The sequence below is a fragment of the Enterococcus sp. DIV0876 genome, assembly GCF_050529585.1.
Lineage (GTDB): Bacteria > Bacillota > Bacilli > Lactobacillales > Enterococcaceae > Enterococcus_D.
Genome location: NZ_CP172882.1, coordinates 966,511 through 985,221, shown reverse-complemented (window position 1 = coordinate 985,221; position 18,711 = coordinate 966,511). Strand labels below are relative to the sequence as shown.

General features: G+C 37.3%; 19 protein-coding genes, 2 pseudogenes and 1 riboswitch. Of the genes and pseudogenes, 3 read left to right on the top strand and 18 right to left on the bottom strand.

Annotation, left to right across the window (positions count from 1 at the left end; all coding sequences use genetic code 11):
• Positions 1-880: 880 nt before the first annotated feature.
• From IGI41_RS04575 to IGI41_RS04555, 5 genes are read right to left on the bottom strand one after another with little or no spacing between them, the layout of a single operon-like run.
• Complete coding sequence (locus IGI41_RS04575; protein WP_430611661.1) at positions 881-1,666, bottom strand: ABC transporter permease subunit; 786 nt, start codon at positions 1,664-1,666, stop codon at positions 881-883.
• Positions 1,667-2,563 (bottom strand): ABC transporter ATP-binding protein, encoded by an 897-nt coding sequence (locus tag IGI41_RS04570; RefSeq protein WP_430611659.1) that lies wholly within the window; start codon positions 2,561-2,563, stop codon positions 1,667-1,669.
• Between the two features lies 1 nt (position 2,564).
• Positions 2,565-2,870, bottom strand: a complete 306-nt coding sequence (locus IGI41_RS04565; RefSeq protein WP_430611657.1) for a hypothetical protein — start codon at positions 2,868-2,870, stop codon at positions 2,565-2,567.
• Positions 2,867-3,469, bottom strand: coding sequence for an ABC transporter ATP-binding protein (locus IGI41_RS04560; RefSeq protein ID WP_430611655.1), 603 nt, complete (start codon positions 3,467-3,469; stop codon positions 2,867-2,869). Before IGI41_RS04560 ends, IGI41_RS04565 begins: the two co-directional genes overlap by 4 nt.
• Positions 3,460-4,119 (bottom strand): TetR/AcrR family transcriptional regulator, encoded by a 660-nt coding sequence (locus tag IGI41_RS04555; protein WP_430611653.1) that lies wholly within the window; start codon positions 4,117-4,119, stop codon positions 3,460-3,462. Before IGI41_RS04555 ends, IGI41_RS04560 begins: the two co-directional genes overlap by 10 nt.
• Before the next feature lie 671 nt (positions 4,120-4,790).
• Between IGI41_RS04555 and IGI41_RS04550 the strand changes: the two genes are divergently transcribed.
• A complete protein-coding gene (locus tag IGI41_RS04550; protein WP_430611651.1) occupies positions 4,791-5,582 on the top strand; it encodes a hypothetical protein in 792 nt (263 codons plus the stop codon).
• A gap of 59 nt (positions 5,583-5,641) precedes the next feature.
• Entirely contained in the window at positions 5,642-6,196 is a 555-nt protein-coding gene (locus IGI41_RS04545; RefSeq protein WP_430611649.1) for a TetR/AcrR family transcriptional regulator, read from the top strand.
• A 291-nt stretch (positions 6,197-6,487) separates the two neighbouring features.
• On the opposite strand, the gene IGI41_RS04540 is transcribed toward IGI41_RS04545, so the two are convergent.
• The 3 genes and pseudogenes from IGI41_RS04540 to IGI41_RS04530 form a co-directional block, all read right to left on the bottom strand.
• Entirely contained in the window at positions 6,488-6,805 is a 318-nt protein-coding gene (locus tag IGI41_RS04540) for a hypothetical protein (RefSeq protein ID WP_430611647.1), read from the bottom strand.
• Between the two features lie 393 nt (positions 6,806-7,198).
• Positions 7,199-7,942: a nicotinamide riboside transporter PnuC gene (pnuC, locus tag IGI41_RS04535; RefSeq protein WP_430611645.1), complete on the bottom strand. Its 744-nt coding sequence runs from the start codon at positions 7,940-7,942 to the stop codon at positions 7,199-7,201.
• 119 nt (positions 7,943-8,061) lie between these two features.
• Positions 8,062-8,577 (bottom strand): annotated as a pseudogene (locus IGI41_RS04530) (deoxynucleoside kinase); the annotation flags it as partial.
• Between the two features lie 1,072 nt (positions 8,578-9,649).
• Here IGI41_RS04530 and IGI41_RS04525 point away from each other — a divergent pair.
• The gene (locus tag IGI41_RS04525; protein ID WP_430611643.1) at positions 9,650-10,105 is read left to right on the top strand and encodes a GNAT family N-acetyltransferase; all 456 of its coding nucleotides are present in this window, start codon (positions 9,650-9,652) and stop codon (positions 10,103-10,105) included.
• 595 nt (positions 10,106-10,700) lie between these two features.
• On the opposite strand, the gene IGI41_RS04520 is transcribed toward IGI41_RS04525, so the two are convergent.
• The 10 genes and pseudogenes from IGI41_RS04520 to IGI41_RS04475 all read right to left on the bottom strand — a co-directional run.
• Entirely contained in the window at positions 10,701-11,627 is a 927-nt protein-coding gene (locus IGI41_RS04520) for an anti sigma factor C-terminal domain-containing protein (protein ID WP_430611641.1), read from the bottom strand.
• The gene (locus tag IGI41_RS04515; protein WP_430611639.1) at positions 11,627-12,094 is read right to left on the bottom strand and encodes an RNA polymerase sigma factor; all 468 of its coding nucleotides are present in this window, start codon (positions 12,092-12,094) and stop codon (positions 11,627-11,629) included. Before IGI41_RS04515 ends, IGI41_RS04520 begins: the two co-directional genes overlap by 1 nt.
• A gap of 354 nt (positions 12,095-12,448) precedes the next feature.
• The gene (locus IGI41_RS04510) at positions 12,449-12,634 is read right to left on the bottom strand and encodes a hypothetical protein (RefSeq protein WP_430611637.1); all 186 of its coding nucleotides are present in this window, start codon (positions 12,632-12,634) and stop codon (positions 12,449-12,451) included.
• Between the two features lie 306 nt (positions 12,635-12,940).
• Positions 12,941-13,414 carry a 6,7-dimethyl-8-ribityllumazine synthase gene (gene ribH / locus IGI41_RS04505; RefSeq protein ID WP_430611635.1) on the bottom strand — a complete coding sequence of 158 codons (474 nt, stop codon included), beginning with the start codon at positions 13,412-13,414 and terminating at the stop codon, positions 12,941-12,943.
• A 3-nt stretch (positions 13,415-13,417) separates the two neighbouring features.
• On the bottom strand, positions 13,418-14,611 hold the full coding sequence (gene ribA, locus IGI41_RS04500) for a GTP cyclohydrolase II (protein WP_430611633.1): 1,194 nt from the start codon (positions 14,609-14,611) through the stop codon (positions 13,418-13,420).
• A gap of 13 nt (positions 14,612-14,624) precedes the next feature.
• On the bottom strand, positions 14,625-15,212 hold the full coding sequence (locus IGI41_RS04495; RefSeq protein ID WP_430611631.1) for a riboflavin synthase: 588 nt from the start codon (positions 15,210-15,212) through the stop codon (positions 14,625-14,627).
• Positions 15,197-16,273 (bottom strand): bifunctional diaminohydroxyphosphoribosylaminopyrimidine deaminase/5-amino-6-(5-phosphoribosylamino)uracil reductase RibD, encoded by a 1,077-nt coding sequence (gene ribD, locus IGI41_RS04490; RefSeq protein ID WP_430611629.1) that lies wholly within the window; start codon positions 16,271-16,273, stop codon positions 15,197-15,199. Before ribD ends, IGI41_RS04495 begins: the two co-directional genes overlap by 16 nt.
• Positions 16,274-16,387: 114 nt before the next feature.
• Positions 16,388-16,526, bottom strand: a riboswitch (FMN riboswitch).
• 659 nt (positions 16,527-17,185) lie between these two features.
• On the bottom strand, positions 17,186-17,431 hold the full coding sequence (locus tag IGI41_RS04485) for a hypothetical protein (RefSeq protein ID WP_430611627.1): 246 nt from the start codon (positions 17,429-17,431) through the stop codon (positions 17,186-17,188).
• A 570-nt stretch (positions 17,432-18,001) separates the two neighbouring features.
• Positions 18,002-18,154, bottom strand: coding sequence for a hypothetical protein (locus IGI41_RS04480; RefSeq protein ID WP_430611625.1), 153 nt, complete (start codon positions 18,152-18,154; stop codon positions 18,002-18,004).
• Between the two features lie 14 nt (positions 18,155-18,168).
• Positions 18,169-18,516 (bottom strand): annotated as a pseudogene (locus IGI41_RS04475) (family 1 glycosylhydrolase); the annotation flags it as partial.
• Positions 18,517-18,711: the final 195 nt, after the last annotated feature.

Genomic DNA, 18,711 nt, shown 5'->3' with positions numbered 1-18,711 from the left:
CTAAATCATCTAATAGACTGTGCGTCCTTGCAGAATGGTAGTCTGCTTTGTCGATCAAGTGCTAATTTACAACTTTTTGTGATTTTTCTTTAAAATGAGATCGAGACAAATTCTATTACTCCGACCATTTATTCCTCATTTTTCTTACTAAGTTCATCTTCGGCCTTGGCTACCTCAACTTGATTTATTAAACATATTTTATTCTCTAAAGTCATGTAAAATCTCCTCGACTTTTGAGCTGTATTTCTGAAACTCGATGAAGTCTATTTTGTCGGTATTTGACGCAAGTGACACAAACTATCATCAGTATTATATCATTCGTATGTAGAAATATGCTAAATTCCTTAGCCCGTCATGTTTAAAACTTTCACCACTATCATCTCGGGTACCTTCTCATGGCAAACTTTTTGACGGATTTTCTTAACAGGGAACTCCTTAATCGTTCATGAGACTTTCCAAAGTATGTTCTTCTCTTACTCGTATGATTTACCTGATAGGTTTTGGCACACCTATAAGGCTTTGATATGTATGGGAACTTCCCCCTCACTGTCTTGATATCAGGTTTCTATTTTTCGAGACGAGTGTTTTATACACGCTTTCTTCAGCCACAACCTCACAGATGTCGCCTTGTGCTTCTCTAGCAACTGGTTGATGTTGTAACCTCACGAACTTTGCCATCTGGGCAATTGCCATACTTTACATACAATAAAAAAGAGCCATACGTTCGCATAGCCCTAATGGAGAATTATTATAAGACAGTGACAGTGAAATTTTGATATTTAACCAACTAACTCCCTGTCAAATCAATAAGATGGTTATTTTTTGGTTGTTAAAGTCAATTATCAACAAAACCAACGTCGCAGATAGTTGCTTCCCTCAACTACAATGGGAGATCTTTTCTATCGAAGACTACCAAACTTGCTAAATATAAAACAATCCCGACAGCTGCTAACGCAGTAAAATCTAACATGATATTGTCGCCATTAATTATTGAAGTTGCGTCAAATAGAGTATTTAGTGAAAAATATTTTAAGTTTTCCAAGCTGCTACTCATTGTACTCATTAAGTGTAACAAGAAAAATGCTACAGGTAACCCAGCACCAAGAATCAATGAATTTTTAGAAAGATTGAATAAACTAGAAGCAAAGAAAGAAATGCCGCTCGTTCCAAACATTAGTAAGAAAAGACCTAACATTAATTCATAAAATGTACCCATGTCAATATCTATTCCACTTTGGAACCGATTAATCGCAAAAACTCCGGCCAGTGTTACAATACCAAACATAAAAATTAGGCTAGTGATCATGTATAAAGCTTGCGTACGAATGACCGTCGAACGTTTAGTTGGTGTAGAAAGTAGATATGCCATTGACCCTTTATCAACTTGAGAAGCGATTAACCCATTAGCTGTTAATACAACATAAATAACTGGAAGTAACGTTCCTTGAATTGAAAAGAATGTAGAACCGATCATGCTTAAAAATGGATCATTTGAACTAGTATGAACCAATCCAGTACTTCCCAAGGTGTTTCCTAATGATTTGATAGTTGATGGATCAAAAACGGCTACCATAGCAACTAACATAATAGATGTGGCTAAAGTAATAATTACTAACATTTGTATATTTGCTTTTATAGTTTGTTTGAAAATAGCTTTGCTAAACATTTACTTATCTCCCTTATTATAGAGATCATTAAAATAATCTTCTAATGTATATTTATTTTCTTTCATAAATTTTATTTCACATCTTTTTAATGCCTTGAACAATTCATTTATTTCTTCGTCTTTAATTTGAATAATCATTTGATTCTGATCTTCTCGTTGAACACTTACTTGAAAATCCTCTTTAAGAAACTTACGATAATCATCTAAATGATTAAATTCAATTTTAAAGGTCTTGATATTGCTGTGTTTGATTTCTTCAGTCCCTTTAATAGCAATGAGTTTTCCATCTTTGATCAGTGCAACTTCATCACATAATTCTTCTACCTCGCTAAACATATGACTGGACATGAAAATAGTTCGTCCTTTTTTACGTTCAGCTTCAATTATTTCTACGAAGGCTTGACGCATGAGTGGATCCAAACCTGTTGTAGGTTCATCAAATATCAAAATTTCAGGTTCTGCCATCAATGCAGCCACAATTGCAGTTTTTTGTTTCATCCCCTTCGACATTCTTTTTAAGTTAGCAGTTGGATCCAGACTTAATTTTTCAATTAAATAATGCATGTAGGATAAATCTTCTAGCTTTAAAAGTTCCGCTTGCCGTGCTAAAAATTCGGTACCTGTTTTTGCATTTGGAAAAGCAATCTCCCCGGGAATATACCCAACCTGCTTCATGATTTCTGCCGAATCTTTCCAGCAATCTAAACCAGCGATTGTTGATTTTCCATCTTTTGGTTTTAAAAAACCCATTAGATGACGGATTGTTGTTGTTTTCCCAGCTCCATTCGTGCCAACAAAACCAAATGATTTTCCTTTTTCGATAGACAAATCGATATGAAAGATTCCTCGTCCATCTCCATAGTCTTTGGTAAGATTTTTTATTTCAATTAATGCCATTTTACTTTTCTCCTTTTTCGTAAAAGCTCATAAAATAGTCTTCTAATGTAAATTTTATTTCAGAGCAAAAGTTTAGTGTAAAATTGCTAGTATATTCGATAAAAGTATCGGTGTCAGCATCATTAAAACTAACGAACACCTGATCTTGCTCTGGGCGCTTTTGAACTATTTTAAGAATTTTTGGACAATCTTTTACATAGTGCTCATAGAAACCGTTGTTTGCAAATTCTAACTTGAATGTTTTTTCTTTCTTATGCTTTAAATCATTTGCGTCAAAACTAGATATCAATTTTCCCTCTCTAATCATTGAAATTTTGTCGCAAGTGGCGTCAATTTCACTAAATATATGACTAGAAAGTAGGATCGTCTTTCCTCGCTCTTTTCTTCTTTTATAAACTCAGTGAATACTTGCTGCATGATAGGATCCAATCCACTTGTTGGTTCATCCAAGATTAAAATTTCTGGATTGTGCATGAATGCCACTACGACCGCTAATTTCCGTTTCATTCCTAAAGACATTCTCTTAAGGCTCCCAGCGGGATCTAATTGGAATTTTTCTATTAAGTATTCAGTATGACGCATATCTTTTATTCCCCGTAAATCAGCCATCATCCTAATAAATTCTGTTCCCGTTAAGTGATCAGGAAGTGCGATTTCTCCAGGTAAATACCCTAAATTAGTTTGAATATTCGCGGATTTTTTCCATGCGTCCTGACCATTTACCGTTATGGTTCCTTTATCAGGCTTAGTAAATCCCATAATATGGCGGATAGTTGTAGATTTCCCTGCTCCATTCGGTCCTAAAAAGCCATAGACTTCTCCTTTTTCTACCTTCAAATTTATATCAAAGACACCACGGCCAAAACCAAAATCTTTTGTCAAATTCTTTATCTCAATTACTGACATTTTAATCCATCTCCTCTGTCAATCCCATACATAATAAACTGAATCAGTTGTTCAACCTCTTGTTCTTTTGGTTCGTAATTTTCAAATAGTAGGAATCTGGAAACGAAGAATCCTCCCAGCAGGGTGATCAGATTATTGGTAATCTGATCTTTAGAAATTGAGGATAATTCTCCTTTCTTTTTGTAGTGATCAATTACTTCATTCAGTAAAGGTGGCACATTTTCCATAAAATAAGGCGCTAACTGAGATCGTAATTCATCACTATAGAATACTTCCTTCACCATAACTCTAAATAGCATCCTGTTCTCCGATAAAAAGTCCAATCGATTAATTAGAAATACACGCAAAAAATCTTTAAAAGTTTTTGGAAGGTGATTTTTCACTATTTCTTCAACTTCCGTAGATAGTTGTGGGATGACTTCTTTAATCATCGGGAGTATTAGATTTATAAGCAGATTTTCTTTTTTCCCATAGTATTTAAAAATCAGACCTTCAGAAACTTGTGCTTCCATGGCAATTTCCTTTGTTGAAGTGTTTGAAAAACCTCGTTCGGCAAATAATCGAATGGCTGAAAGCTCTACCTGCTTTTGCTTTTCTGTCTTATTGTTATCTTCTTGGGTATGTTTTTTTATTTCCTCTAATAAGTTCATGTTTAACCCCTTTCTCAACATTAAGTGAGTGAGTACTCACTTCGGTGAAAACAATACTCCTTACTACAAAGATTTGTCAATTAAAATTTCCTAAATAATGTAACTCTCACATTTACTTTGATTTATCTAGTGGTGCCACTGCTTAAAAATGATAAAAAGAATATCTATCAATTCATAAACTAAATGCTAACTGAGCCTAATGTAATGAGCTGTTTAGATTGCTGCAAAATGATAAATAAAAAACTTGAACAAAAATACTACAGTTCCTATCATCTTTTATGCAGCATCAAGCGAATATTCGCAGTACGTCCACATTTCCATCTTTACCAAGGATCTCAATCAGTTTTCATATTCCCCTACCATGAAATTTAAATTATAACGCATATCAATATAGTCATTTATAACAGAAGAGCTAATGGTTGGTTTCTTTATTACCAATCTTAGCGAGATAACTGATATCTATCAGAAAATTTGAAACGCATTTATTCGTTCCTTGTTCGCCTCTTGACCTTTTCTTTCTATTCTCTTATCAAAGTTACGAGACAAAATATACAATACCGTCTCATAAGAGGCGATCAAATTATTAGTGAACCACAACTATCATTTAAATGATGATATATTAATGCCATCGAAAGATAGAAATTAAATTTTACGAATAGGGAGTAATTGTTATGACTGAATATAAAGACTTACGCCTCACATCCAATGGACAAAACATTTCATTTGCTGAGGTTCAACATATCGCCGCAAAGCGTGCCGTTCATGTATTACAAGAAATGTCAGAATTAGGAGCAAATTTATACCTTGATAATAAAAAACTTGATCCTAACACGATTTATACATTATCAGATTTAGATTTATTACAAGCATGTTCCGAAAGCAAAAAGCAACTTGGCCGTCAAGGCATCTTAGATCTGTATGCTGATAAATTAGCTAAGAGTCGCCAAATGTGGCATGAAATTGCAGAAAAATCAGATGACAAAAACTTTAAACTAAGTCATGTAACCGTCGAAGTAGATGGGATTGATCCTGAATTGGTTGCTAAACAAATGGTAACTTCTAGCTCAGATGAATTGAATATAGACATTGCTTATCATTTGGCACCAGATCATTTTGTTTTTGATTTAATTGGCAATACGCAAGAGGTTATGGAAACAATTGGTCATTACAAAGAACCGACTTGGTTCCAACTACAACTTGCTACAGAAAAACAAGGACCTAAAAAAGATCCTGAATGTCTTGCAGCGCCAAAAGCTCAATTTGTCTTGGACGATGGTTTCAGAATGCCTATGTATGCTATGCACCAATTTTACGCAACACCAACAGGAATGCGCATTGAATTAGGTCTTTACTTCCCATCCGCAACACCAGATGAAGCAGTCGTTGGTCATAGGGAACACTTTGTGTTGGAATTTGGAAATAATATGGCTTTGGCTTTAGATCGGCTACACTCTGCTAAATAATAAAAAAGGTGTATAATTGACAAAACAATCAATTATACACCTTTTTTGGAGGTATTTTTATGGAATATAGTGATCGAAGAGTAAGAAAAACGCGTGCGGCTATCAACACAGCGATCATATCATTACTGAAAAGAAAAAATTTTCACGATATTACCATCCAAGATATAGCGGACGAAGCAGATATTGGAAAGGCAACTTTTTATCGCCATTATCCAGATAAGTATGCATTAGTAGAGGATTTAGTTCTTGCTAGACTTGAAATTTTTTATCACAAAATGAGAATTAATCCAAAAATAACAATGACATTAGAAAATTTACAACAACTTCGTGCATTTGTTATTGAGATAAAACCCTTTCGAGGAATTAATCAATCTGAATTAAATGTTGATCGGCTGATCAAGGATTGGTTAGCAGAATTTTTAGAAAGTCATTTGTCACTAGCAACGCAAGGAAATTTATATTCTCCTCACTCAACAGCTAAAATTATGGCAGCAACCCTGTTAGAGCTACTTGATGAATACGATTCTGGTGAAGTCCAGTTAACACCCGAAAATATTAAGCACCAACTTTCCGATTTACGTAGTGTATTGGCAAGTTTTGATTATCAAATGTGATGATTTTTGTTAAAAAATAGATATAGGACACATTGACTTTATATTGATAATATTCCGTCGTTATTTATATAACTAACCAGCTGGATCTAAACGAGGGAGCTGCTAGGAATACCACAAAAGTGAGCACGAAAAAAGGAGTAAAAACGCAAAGGTTTTTGCTCCCTCGATGGAACTATTTTCATGCTGCATACCTCAGTAAAAATCGAAAAACATATTTCGCGAATACTTTGCATACGATTTATGAATACTTTTGCAGATATGATAAAAACTACAAAAAGACTACAGTCTATATCAACTTTTATGCAGCAGTAAGCGAATGGTCGTTGCTTTCTCCTCATCTAGTTTTTTGATGCGTAAACAGCCCTTGCCAATATTTGAATTTTTAAACACTTTTTCATATTTTGCTAATAACGGCTCTCCATTTTCTGTTGGAAACAAATATAAGTTCACCGTTTTTTCATATTTTTTCAGAGAAATTTTAGGGACACCATTTTCGCCTTCCGGAAACCGCCAACCAAGGCCAGTAAACTTGCCTAGCGTATACTCTTTTCCTTTTTCTTGTAACTCTTCTTCAATGATCTGGATTAATTCTTGGTATAAATCTTCCATCATACACCCCGCTTTGTCTAAATTTTACGTCAATCAATGATTCTATTTTACCAGTCAATATGCTACTTGTAACTTTTAAGGATTTCATTGTGTATGCCCTCTGAAATCTTATCATTTGGTTATATAGAAATGGACTCTTGTACACGATAAAGCCCATAGATAGCCTTAGAAAATTAAAAAGAAGCAGCACAATTTAAACCGAAAGATTATCCTAGATAGTTATTCCTTTTATTCTGGGCGTCATTCAATTTGCGAAACAATAAAACCAAATCGTACTATTACACAAGAAGTACACTACTCACCATTTCTTGTGTTTTATTTTACGCTAAAAATAAGTGGTTCGTCTGTTTTTACTGGTGCTTCCTTAAAAAATTCTGACGCGGCGCTTTTTGCTCAATGACTTAATTGATAGTAATCGTCTTCCTGTTTCTGCATCCGTTCCCGTTCTTTCTGGTTGTACCATGGGGAAACGGTGAAGGCCAAAACATCGTTGATCAGATACACCGAGCTGTTGACGAACATCGCCAAACTGGCGGATCCGTGCGTGAAAGAAATGTACCATAGAACCATTTGTGCCAAACCGGAAGCCAACCACCAGTAATATTGATTGTTGTAACGCAGAAAACTGATGACACCGGCGGTCAAACTAATGGAAAAGGCGATAGCATCGACCCAAGGACGGGGATCATCGGTAAAACGCTGGATCAATCCGCCGGATACAAAATAAACCACCACCGTACTGATGATAGCCAACAACCAGACTTTGCCGGTGAACTTGCGGATCTTGGCGGCCATGTTGTGGTTCCATTCCTTGCTTAACAATACGGGGATATCTAAGGTGATCATATAGGCGATCTGTTCGCCGATGCTTAAATAATTTTTGGCGGAAAAACCCACATAGATAAAACAAAGGGCGGAAATGATCCCTAAAATTCCGTTGACTGACTTGGCGGCGCTGATAGAAAGGATACATAAAACCCCAAGTGTCGTTCCCAGAAAAGTGATGACCGTCAAAAAAGTGATTGGTTGATTGACCAAGGTCATGATTTGGCAACCCAGACTAAAGAAAAATAGATAATAATTTTGTTGTGGCCAACCTTTTAGTTGGTGCAGTAAGAATTTGAAATAATTTAACATATGCGGCTCCTTCTATGATTTAAAAAATACCTCTTCCCCGTTTATCAGGGGGAAAATAAGTTGCTTGGGTCGCCGTCGATCTGAAGCTTGGGACACAAGGCGAAACGCTCGTACCACTACTGATAACGCTGATTGGCCTGCCGATAATAATCATATCATTCCGGATGCGTCGCGAGCTGCTCGTAATCCCGTCCTCTTTTTTGATCCGTTCCAGCCTCACATCAAAGGAAACCTTGATATCGCCAAAAGATCCGGCTGTTTTTACGGCGCCAATTGTTCCAGCTCTTTTAACATAGTGTTCAGCAAATTATCATATTGCACCACTTCATCAGGACTCACCTGTCCCACGTCGGCGTTCAGATGAAAAAGCTGACTGTCCTCGTCGATCTTCCGACCCAAAATATTGCCCGCTTGCGCCAGCACTTCTTTTCTGGCTAAAAAGCGTTTATTTAGAAAAAATATCTGTAACAGAAACGTATATTTTTTTACGGATTCGTATAAAACAAAGGCAACACTACGTGATCATCCACATTTTCATCAAGTGGCCGCGAATTCATTTTTCGCGACAGTCGATTGGTCAAAACGGTTGTTCCCGCACTGATGGTTCCGGCTATCATTAACATCGTTTCATCCATCCCTTCATAAAAATTCATGCGACTTCGAGTGAATCCTTGTTCATAGTACGGCGAATTTTTTTTAAAGTAAAGACTATATTTTGTGTTTTTTTCGTGTTATAAGGAAAGCACGTACAATATATAGTGTTTCATACAAAATAAAAATAGTGCTGCTTCCCCCGCTGAAAATGAAGAAAACCTCAGGAGTAAATCGCGAGGATGCTGAAAAACTATCACTTTTCAGCCAAGTTGATGTTTTTGTAACAACTTAAAGTAAAGAAAGAGCCAATTCACACTTTTTTCGTGAGATTTGGCCCTTTTCTTTAACTCCTATGTTCTATTTTCCTTATTTTAACCTGATTATTCGCTTCAGGTTTACAACCAATATTGTCGTCGCCCCTTATATATCCCATACTAAATAAACCATCTCACTGTGATATATTTTACCCATGACGGCTTTTGAGTTCATCATATTTAACTTCAAAAAGATTTACCCTATTGGAAACAATTGATCCAATATCTCAAGTACCCCATCCTCGTCATTTGAAGGGCAAATATAGTCAGCTGCTTATTGAACATAATTAATTAAGCCATTGAAGGAGCTATGAAATGAACAATAGAAAAGGAATCAAAAGCGCTTAAGTTTCTCACTCTTAAAATAAACTATTCTGGAATTCATCATCTTCATTTTTTAACGGGACATAGATTTTGTTACAAGTTTATGCGCACGCTATCTAATATTTTTCATAAAAATTATACTATAAAGAGTGTTCATAAATTAATCAATTTTTCATACACTTCTTTACCAATCAACCATAAAAATATCAATTACTTCTATTCGATTAATCTTCATTCAAAATCTATTCATAAAATATCAGGGGCAGAAGAGGTGTGGTATAATAATCCTTTTGTATTTTAGTTGTAGAATACAAAATAAAATGCAACAGAGATTAAACCAACCCCTTTAATTATGTCTTTTGATTTTAAAGCCTTTTAGTATCAGGGTTTCATGTATGTTGGAAAATATATATTCCTGTATAATTATGATGGTTGATAACTGAGCAAAATAATAAGTCGGCAAGGAGGAACATTCGTGAAGTTAAGAAAATACCGTGAATCAGATTGTGAAGCAATCGTTTGTTTGTTTTATAATACTGTCCACAATATCAATATTCGTGACTACTCTGAGACTCAGCTTAATGTTTGGGCACCTAGATCGGCTGACTTTAAGGGTTGGAATAAGTCACTGTTAGAGAGCCAAACATTCCTAGCTGAGATAGAAAATGTTGTAGTTGGTTTTGGAAATATCGATTCTACAGGATATCTTGATTGTTTGTTTGTGCATAAAAACCATCAAGGAGAAGGAATTGCTACTGCACTCTGTGACGCATTAGAAGCAACCACAAGCGATGTAATTACTACTCACTCCTCGATAACCGCCAAGCCTTTTTTTGAGAACAGAGGCTACAAGTCTGTGAGAAAACAGGTTGTTGAACGTCAAGGCGTAGCTTTAATTAATTATGTTATGGAGAAGAAACAAGTTATTTGAACAGAGGTTAACAGTCTAACTCTGTCTGATATTTAGATTTCTACACAAGGAGTTGTCTGAATATGGGTTCATTTAAACATTTATCTGAATTTGAGCGTGGCAAAATTGAGTTAATGTGGAAACAAAGCCACAAACAAGCAGAGATTGCTCGTGAGTTAAACCATAATATACATAACATATATTGAATTAACCAACAGTTGAGTATGGGAATCTTCGAAGGTATTTGATTAATTTAAAGAGGGCAGATAGATATTTGATCTGATAGTTAAGGTAGCTTGCCCCCAAAGGGAGGGTACATTAGAACCAATCTTCACATTGATCGTCTCCCACTTATAGTGGGCTTAGTCATTGAACTAATTCTCATTGGATAGATGGGGAAGACGATCGATAGCAAGTTGCTATCTAACTCAGACTTTCGGAGTCAAAACGGACATAAAAAAAGAAGTATTCTATCAACGTGAATGGAAAATACGACTTATGAAGTTAATGAAACCGGAGTAAGAATTTACGACTTATGTAATGGAAAAAATTCTAATGAAGAATTAGCTAGTCTTTTAGCTAAACAGAGTTTTCACTATCATTTTCAAAAAGATTACTATTTTTCCGGTACAATGTATGGAACACGTGGCACTGTTACCCCGATGGAGCTGCCCCTAACAAAGCTTTTATCCTTTAGTTCAACCAAATTCTTTACTTGTCCTGTAACCATTGCCCCTAAGACTTCTATATCATCTACGTTCTTATTTTGATTATCCTGTATAAAATCAGCCATTTCTTGGTTACTCATGGGCGCAGCGTAGGTCTCAAATGCGCTGAAAAAAGAATCTTTATCAGATTCTGCATCAACAATCTGATTCTTTCCATCAACACTTAATTGAAAACCGTAAACTGGCATACCGGAAGGCCCTTTGCTTTCGTCTCTGTTTTCTGAAAACAAATATAACCATACAACATTGATATTATCTGGAAACATTTTTTTCACTTCACTAAAGAGATAAGGCCGATCAAAGGAAATTGCCACTTCTGCAAGAAAATCATCCATGTTACTTAAATTAGCTAATTCATTTTTCACCCCATCATAATAGTTTTCGATTGCTGGATCATAGAAGGTAGCGACTTTTTGCTTGGTTTGACGATTATATTCATACGAGTTTTTCTCGGAATGATACCATGAGGGAAGCAGTTCATTATAGTCTATGTCACTTCCCAAAACATTATACTTACTACGTAAACTCCCCCATAGCACAGTATAGCCATCAATATTTTTCGATTGGTTCGTCACTACTTCTCCACCCAAAATAGAGCTGCTCGCAATCACTTGTGAATCAATTTGTGTATTTGGCGAAGCAATTGTTTGATAGACAGACAACGACTGGTCTAACGCACGATAATTATGTGTAGCAACCTTATCCAATAGAAAAACCAATATACCCGACATCACAAGAAAACTGATGATCGAAACACAGCTGATCATTGCTACCTGCTTTCTTTTTGCTTTTTTGATACTTTTATTCAAATCCATCATACATCCTCCCAGTCTGCTTTTAATTTTTTTCGTGCTCTATATAATTGCTTTTTCACTGTTTCAACTTTTTGATCTAGCATTGTTGAGATATCCTCATACGATAAACGATAATAATACTTAAGTATTATTAATTCCTGTTCTTGGCTTTTTAGTGAGTTGATGAGCATCCATAATTTTTCCGATTCATTTACCAGACTCGACTGAGAGTCAGCATAGTAAAAAGTCAGTTCTTTTTCGCGCTTTTTTTTCCTGAGTAAATCAATATAGTTATTGAAAGAAACCCTAAAAAACCAAGGACGTAAATTATCTTGTGTCATATGGATCAGAGAAGAAAATATAGTGTCATATGTTTTAGAAACAGCATCTTCTGCATCTTCTAACATACTCCCTTTTTTTACTAGTACACTGATTACTTCTTGTCCTAATAAAAGCAATACTTCTTCAAATGTCACATCCTCTTTCATTTGATTTTCTCCTTTCATCTATACAACGCTTGAACAACTGAAAAAGTGGACAAGAATAAGCACTTTATTTTTGATCAAATGCTAAAAAACCACTCAACCATTTATGAGTGATTTTATTGTCGCATATGAAATTAAATAATTGTGCAAAACATCAAAAAAAAAAATATAGATAAACAGGTAAAAATAAAAAGGCGCAAAAACGCAAAAGTTTTTGCCCCCTCTTTTTGCCCCCTCAATGGAACTATTGTCCTGCTGTATCCCTCAGTACAAACATATTTCGTGAATACGTTGCGTAGGATGTATGACTCATTTTCCAGAAATGATAAAACAAGAACAAAAAGGCTAAAGTTCCTATCAGCTTTTATGCAGCAACAAGCGGATAGTCGCTACTTTCTCCTCATCTAGTTTTTTGATGCGTAAACAGCCCTTGCCAATATTTGACTTTTTAAACACTTTTTCATATTTTGGTAATAACGGCTCTACACTTTCGGTTGGAAACAAATATAAATTAATGGCATAATTGGCGTATAATACTGACAATCATCAAAAAACTCGCCAACATTTAAATAAATATGCGTATTATTTTTAGAATAAAATATAAAGACCACTGGGTACACTATCACAGGAAGGGTATTTTTATGCTTTTTCAGTTATTGACCAAAAACTGCAACTTTAAGTCTCGTATCTATTCTAATCAAAGACTTATCTTGCAAGAAAAAAAATCAGCTAAGCACGATGCCTAACTGATTTTGACTAAATTTCGATTGTATTCGTCTCTCTAAACACGATATTTGCCAGCATTCTCAACATTCATATCTATTGAAAATCACATAGAGTATGGAAATTTTAGTTTTTGTCCAAAATCATTTTATTCAAAGAAATCATTTCTAACAAACCTTGTGCTGCTTCACTCCCTTTATTGCCAGCTTTTGTGCCGGCTCTTTCAATCGCTTGTTCAATGGTTTCGGTGGTCAAGACACCAAACATAATAGGTATATCTGCATTCAGACCAATTTGGGCTACGCCTTTGGCCACTTCATTTGAGATCAATTCATAATGGGTGGTGGCACCGCGAATCAAGGCACCTAACGTCACGATGCCATCATATTGCTTGTGGTCTACGATTTTCTTTGTCATATATGGAATTTCGAAAGCACCAGGCACCCAATATATGTCGATATTCTCTGCTTTGACCCCGTGACGTACCAAGTTGTCTTTGGCACCTTCAACTAACTTTGAGGTGATAAACTCATTGAATCGCGAAACCACTATCCCTACTTTTACTGTCTCTCCGTGAAAATTCCCTTCAAATACTGTCATTCTTCATTCTCCTTTGATTGATTCAATAGATAAGTAATGGTGAAACTTTTCTTTTTTCGTTCTCAAATAGCCGCTGTTTTCTTGATGTGCCGGCATTTCTAATGGCACACGTGCGGTTACTTTGATACCTAATTTTTCTAATGCATGCACTTTATCCGGGTTATTGGTCATCAGTTGGACCTCATGGATACCGAAAGACCCCAACACTTCTGCTGCAAATGAATACTGACGGGCATCTGCCGCAAAACCTAACGCAATATTGGCTTCATACGTATCCATGCCCTGTTCTTGCAGTTGGTATGCACGAAGTTTGTTTCTTAAGCCAATTCCACGTCCTTCTTGGCGTAAATACAAAATCGCGCCACGCCCATTGGCTTCGATTTGCCGCATCGCTACATGCAGCTGTTCCCCGCAATCACAGCGATGGGAGCCGAAAACATCTCCCGTCAGGCACTCCGAATGAATCCGCAACAACAGCGGTTCGGTCGTATTGCGTATGTCGCCTTTGGCTAATAAAAGATGTTCATTGCCGAATTCGTCTTCGAATAATGTTAGGTCGAAATCACCATAGGCAGTTGGCAAGTCCACAGTGATCGGTGCAGTTCCTCTTAAATATTCCGCCAATTCATCAATAGTCAGAAATGGTAGTTGCCATTGATCGGCCAGTTTTTTCAATTCTGGCACCCGTGCCATCGTCCCATCTGCATTTAAAATTTCACAAATGTACGCCGCTTCGACACCGCCTGCAAGTTTTGCCAAATCAACGGCGGCTTCCGTATGACCTCTGCGCACCAAGACGCCGCCCGGTTGTGCAATCAATGGAAAGATATGCCCCGGACGATAAAAATCTGCGGCTTGTGCTGCCGGATTCGCCAATTCGCCAATCGTTGCTGCACGGTCTTTGGCGGAAATACCCGTACTAGTAGACATATGATCGACACTGATCGTAAACGCGGTGCCAAAAGCATCGGTGTTCTTTTCCGTCATCTCAGGCAACGCCAGCTTTTCAGCGATGGTTTGCGCGATTGGGGCACAAATCAATCCTCGGCCATGGGTCGCCATAAAATTGACGGCATCAGGTGTTGCGTATTCAGCGATGCCAATCAAATCTCCTTCTGATTCACGGTTTTCATCATCGGCAACAATGATCAAGCCGCCTTTTTTTAACCATTCCACTGCTTGTTCTACTTTATGCATAATCTGCCTTCTTTCACTTTCGTTGGTATTTGACATATTTCCCGATCATATCCGTCTCAATATTGACCCATTCTCCTTGTGTCAATTGCCCAAGGGTCGTCTGGTCTTTGGAATGCGGAATCAAACTAACGGAAAACGACTGCGCCGTCGTCTGCGTGACCGTCAAGCTGACGCCGTTGATCGCAATCGAACCTTGAGGAATGATCTCTCCATGGACACTTGCCGGGTAAGCAAAGGTCAAAATCAACGCATTCTCCAACTGCTTTCGTTGAATCAGTCGCGTAGTCACATCAATATGGCCGGCAACAAAATGGCCTTCAAAACGTTGGGTTGCTGCCATCGCCCGTTCTAAGTTGACTTCGGCACCTACTGGGAGTTGTTTAAAGGTGGTCCGTTGAAAAGTTTCCGGCATAATATCCACAATAAAGGTGGTCTCATATTTTTTGATTGCCGTCAAACACGTCCCATTGATTGCCATACTGTCTCCGATTTCATACCCCTGCAACAAACTTTCTGAAGCACTACAAGTCAGCTGGATCGTTCTGCTTTGCTTGCGAATCTCCTTGATGCGGCCTTTTTCTTGAATCAATCCTGTGAACACGCCTCTCGCCTCCTACCTCGAATACATATATCCGCTCCTACTGCTTCCATCGTCACATGATCTAATTGCTGCATGTTGATTGGCGTACGTGGACTAGCAAAACTTGCTAAACTGTTGCCGCCAAGAAATTTCGGTGCTAGGTATGTGATACTCTCTTGCCATAGTCCGCTTGCTAAAAAGGCATCATGGATTGCGGCCCCACCTTCAACATAAATTGATTGGACTTGCCGTGTGGCGATTTCCTTTAGCAGATTGGGAATCGTCAGATTATCCATCGTGATTACTGTCACGTGGGGTGGTCGTTCACGATCAGATACCTGTTCAGTAAAAATCCATACCGGCGCCAAAGCATCCGAAAAAAGCGCCAATTGTGTTTGGCTCAATACTCGCCCGCGACGGTCTACCACCATGCGTATCGGTGGAAATGGACTTTTGGTGGTCGTCAATAAGGTTGGATCATCCGTCAGCACTGTCTGGCTCCCCACCAAAATGCCTTGATAATCTCCTCGTTCTTGATGCACCTTTTGCCAAACTGCCGATCCAGTGATCGTGCTCCGGATCTGATGATCGACTGCGATACGACCATCTAAGGTGATGGCTTGTTTCAATGCTACGTAAGGCAATTGATGCTGATGGTAGAAATTGTAGTGCGCGTTCAAGTGACGCACCGCGGATTCTTCGACCCCTACCATCACCTCAATTCCCTGTTCTTCTAAATAACGTTTGCCTTGTCCGGCAACGATCGGGTTGGGATCTAATTGCCCGATGACCACTTTCTTGATGCCGCTATCGATGATCAACTGGGTACAAGGCGGCTGTTTTCCTTGATGGTTGCATGGTTCTAAAGTCACGTATAAAGTTGAATTGAATAGGTCTTCGGAGGAATGGCATTGTGCGATGGCGTTTCGTTCCGCATGCTGCTGCCCATAAACTAAGTGAGCCCCTTTGGCAATGATTCGTTGATCTTTGACGATCACGGCACCGACTAACGGATTGGTAAACGTATGGTGCCGACCCTTTTTTGCTTCTGCAATTGCCAAGCGCATGTATTCGTTATGCATGTTCCTTCCTCCTTTCAATAAAAAAATGCCTCGTGAAATGATCACGAGGCATAGACAAACAAGACCGGCAAAATATCAATTTTAGACGCACTGCGCCCCTTGAAATTTTGTGGTTTTTTTCTTCTCCCATCCAGACTTTCACTGTCGGTGCCAGATTCACACTGGCTCCACCGCATAAACATGCGGGTCACGGACTTCAAACATTACGCTTGTCACCGTCGGTCGGGAATTACACCCTGCCCCGAAGAATACTATTCAATTCGATTAAATTCTATATGTTTGATTTTTCTTTGTCAAGTTCTTTTAGATTGGATTTATTGACTCATTGGAGGATGAACTCAGTCACTTTCAGTCAATAAAAACACCTATAAATACTAGCGATTTTCTTCATTGAATAAAGTTATTTATCGTTATTTAATTTATAGTCACTACTAAAGTACGTCAATAATCAGAGGAGGAAAATCATTTCTCCATTAACAGATTTATGCATGACTACAAGTAGAAAATCCGTTCTCAAGTAATATCCATGTGAAACCATTTGTGCGTATTCATTGCCAAAGTGAATGTCTCACTTTTCCGATTACATCAGAAAACAAAAATAGACGCTTTGTAACCTATTCATCAAATCATTACGTTCAAGTTGTTTTTACCTTATGTTGATTTTGATACATGTTCATTACTTTACTATATATATAATTTGTCGATATCACGTTTTTGAAAGAATCTTATGAAGAATGTGTTATGAACATTTTTCGTTATTTTTAGCTATCAGCAACATCTTCACGGACACCATGCTACAATTCATTTGACGAACATAACAAATTCTAAGTTGTTTGTTTTGTAAAAATTGATCATACACAATACATAGGAAAAATTTTTTATCGATTAATAAATGACTTTACTCGATACCTATTATTCATTTATGGTATTATTTGTCATGAATAAGAATTTTATTATTATAAAAAGATGTGTCGGGACGATACCATCTGGTGGTGTGGGTTCCGGTGTGCCGATTGGCTCATAGATTCCAGTGAATTGGACTGTCCCTTCTGTTTCTACCTGATGAACTTCTGTTCCTAATGTATCTATAGGAGATAATAAACATAGGAATAAAGCTATAATTGGTAATAAGAACCCATATTTTACTCGTTTTTTCATTTCCCTCCTCCTGAACGTTATTCTCAAACAACGATCTTTTTGAGAAAACATCTTTTGTCTTTTGACATTTCAAACTATAACAAGATTACCGAAAAGAGTTAAATCAAGATTTGTCGTGTTCCCTACATAATTTGAAAGTTGCTATTCCAAAAGTGCTCTATTCGTTATCTAGAATCGAAGTGTTGTAAGCCCATGGATGCAGAAGGTTCACCTCATGGGTAATAATCTTTTGTCAACTAGACCTGCCTATTCGATGCGTTATTTCCTTTGCAATTTTTTTGCCAGGTTTGCCACATCCATCCCCCTGCGCATGGATCATAGACGACAAAAGAGGCATCGGACAAGATTGTCCAATGCCTCTAATATAGCGAAATAAGCACCTTACATCACGTAAAAAGTTCCCTAAAAAAGGCAAATCCGTAGATTTACTACTAGAAATGAAGGCGATTTTTGGGTCAAACAAAAACGTTGATCAACTGTGTCAACTATGGCGACTTGATCGATCAACCCTTCTAAGCCTGTAACTGATCAAGGCTTCATATTCTTGCTGTCAACAAGGATATGAGGTGCCTATTTATTTTGGTTTCGATTCGGTAATTCGTTCAGCTGACTTTCTAAGCGCTTGAAATCGAACAAGTATAAAAAGCCGAATTTTCGTTCGACTTTTTTCACTTTCAAATGTTCTTGAATGAAGGCAATACGATGAACATTTTGTTGTTTCACAATTCAGCAATTCACGCTGCCTCTAAATCTTCAGGCTGATCACTGGCAGCATAGGTTGGCGTTAAATTCAACACTGTGCCTATGCGGCCGCCATCTTCAGACATACCTACTTGCCGATACACCTCAATGGCTTTAGCAGAAGCTAGATTAAGATTGTAGGCAACCTGAACAGCTTTTTTGCCATCTACTAATTTAGGATAGTGGAACTGATACAAGTACTCTCCGTCCTCAATAAACGTATCTATCACGTTATTATAAAAAAATACTGCTTCTTCATTGACAGTATTTCTTTCCAAACCATCGATTAAACAGCTCCATTGAATCGATGTCCGGATACTGTTTAAACCAACCAAATATACTAAAAAAAATGCACCCGAAAACAGAGTATTTTCGAGTGCATTTTATTTATATCGAGGATGGAACTATCTAACTTATGTCACGCCCCCTATTTTCTTTTTTGATATAAAATAACATATCATTCTCTAATATAATTAGATCACGACAAAATAACTTACTGCGAGAAGGACGATATGATAAATAAATGATTCAAAAAAAAT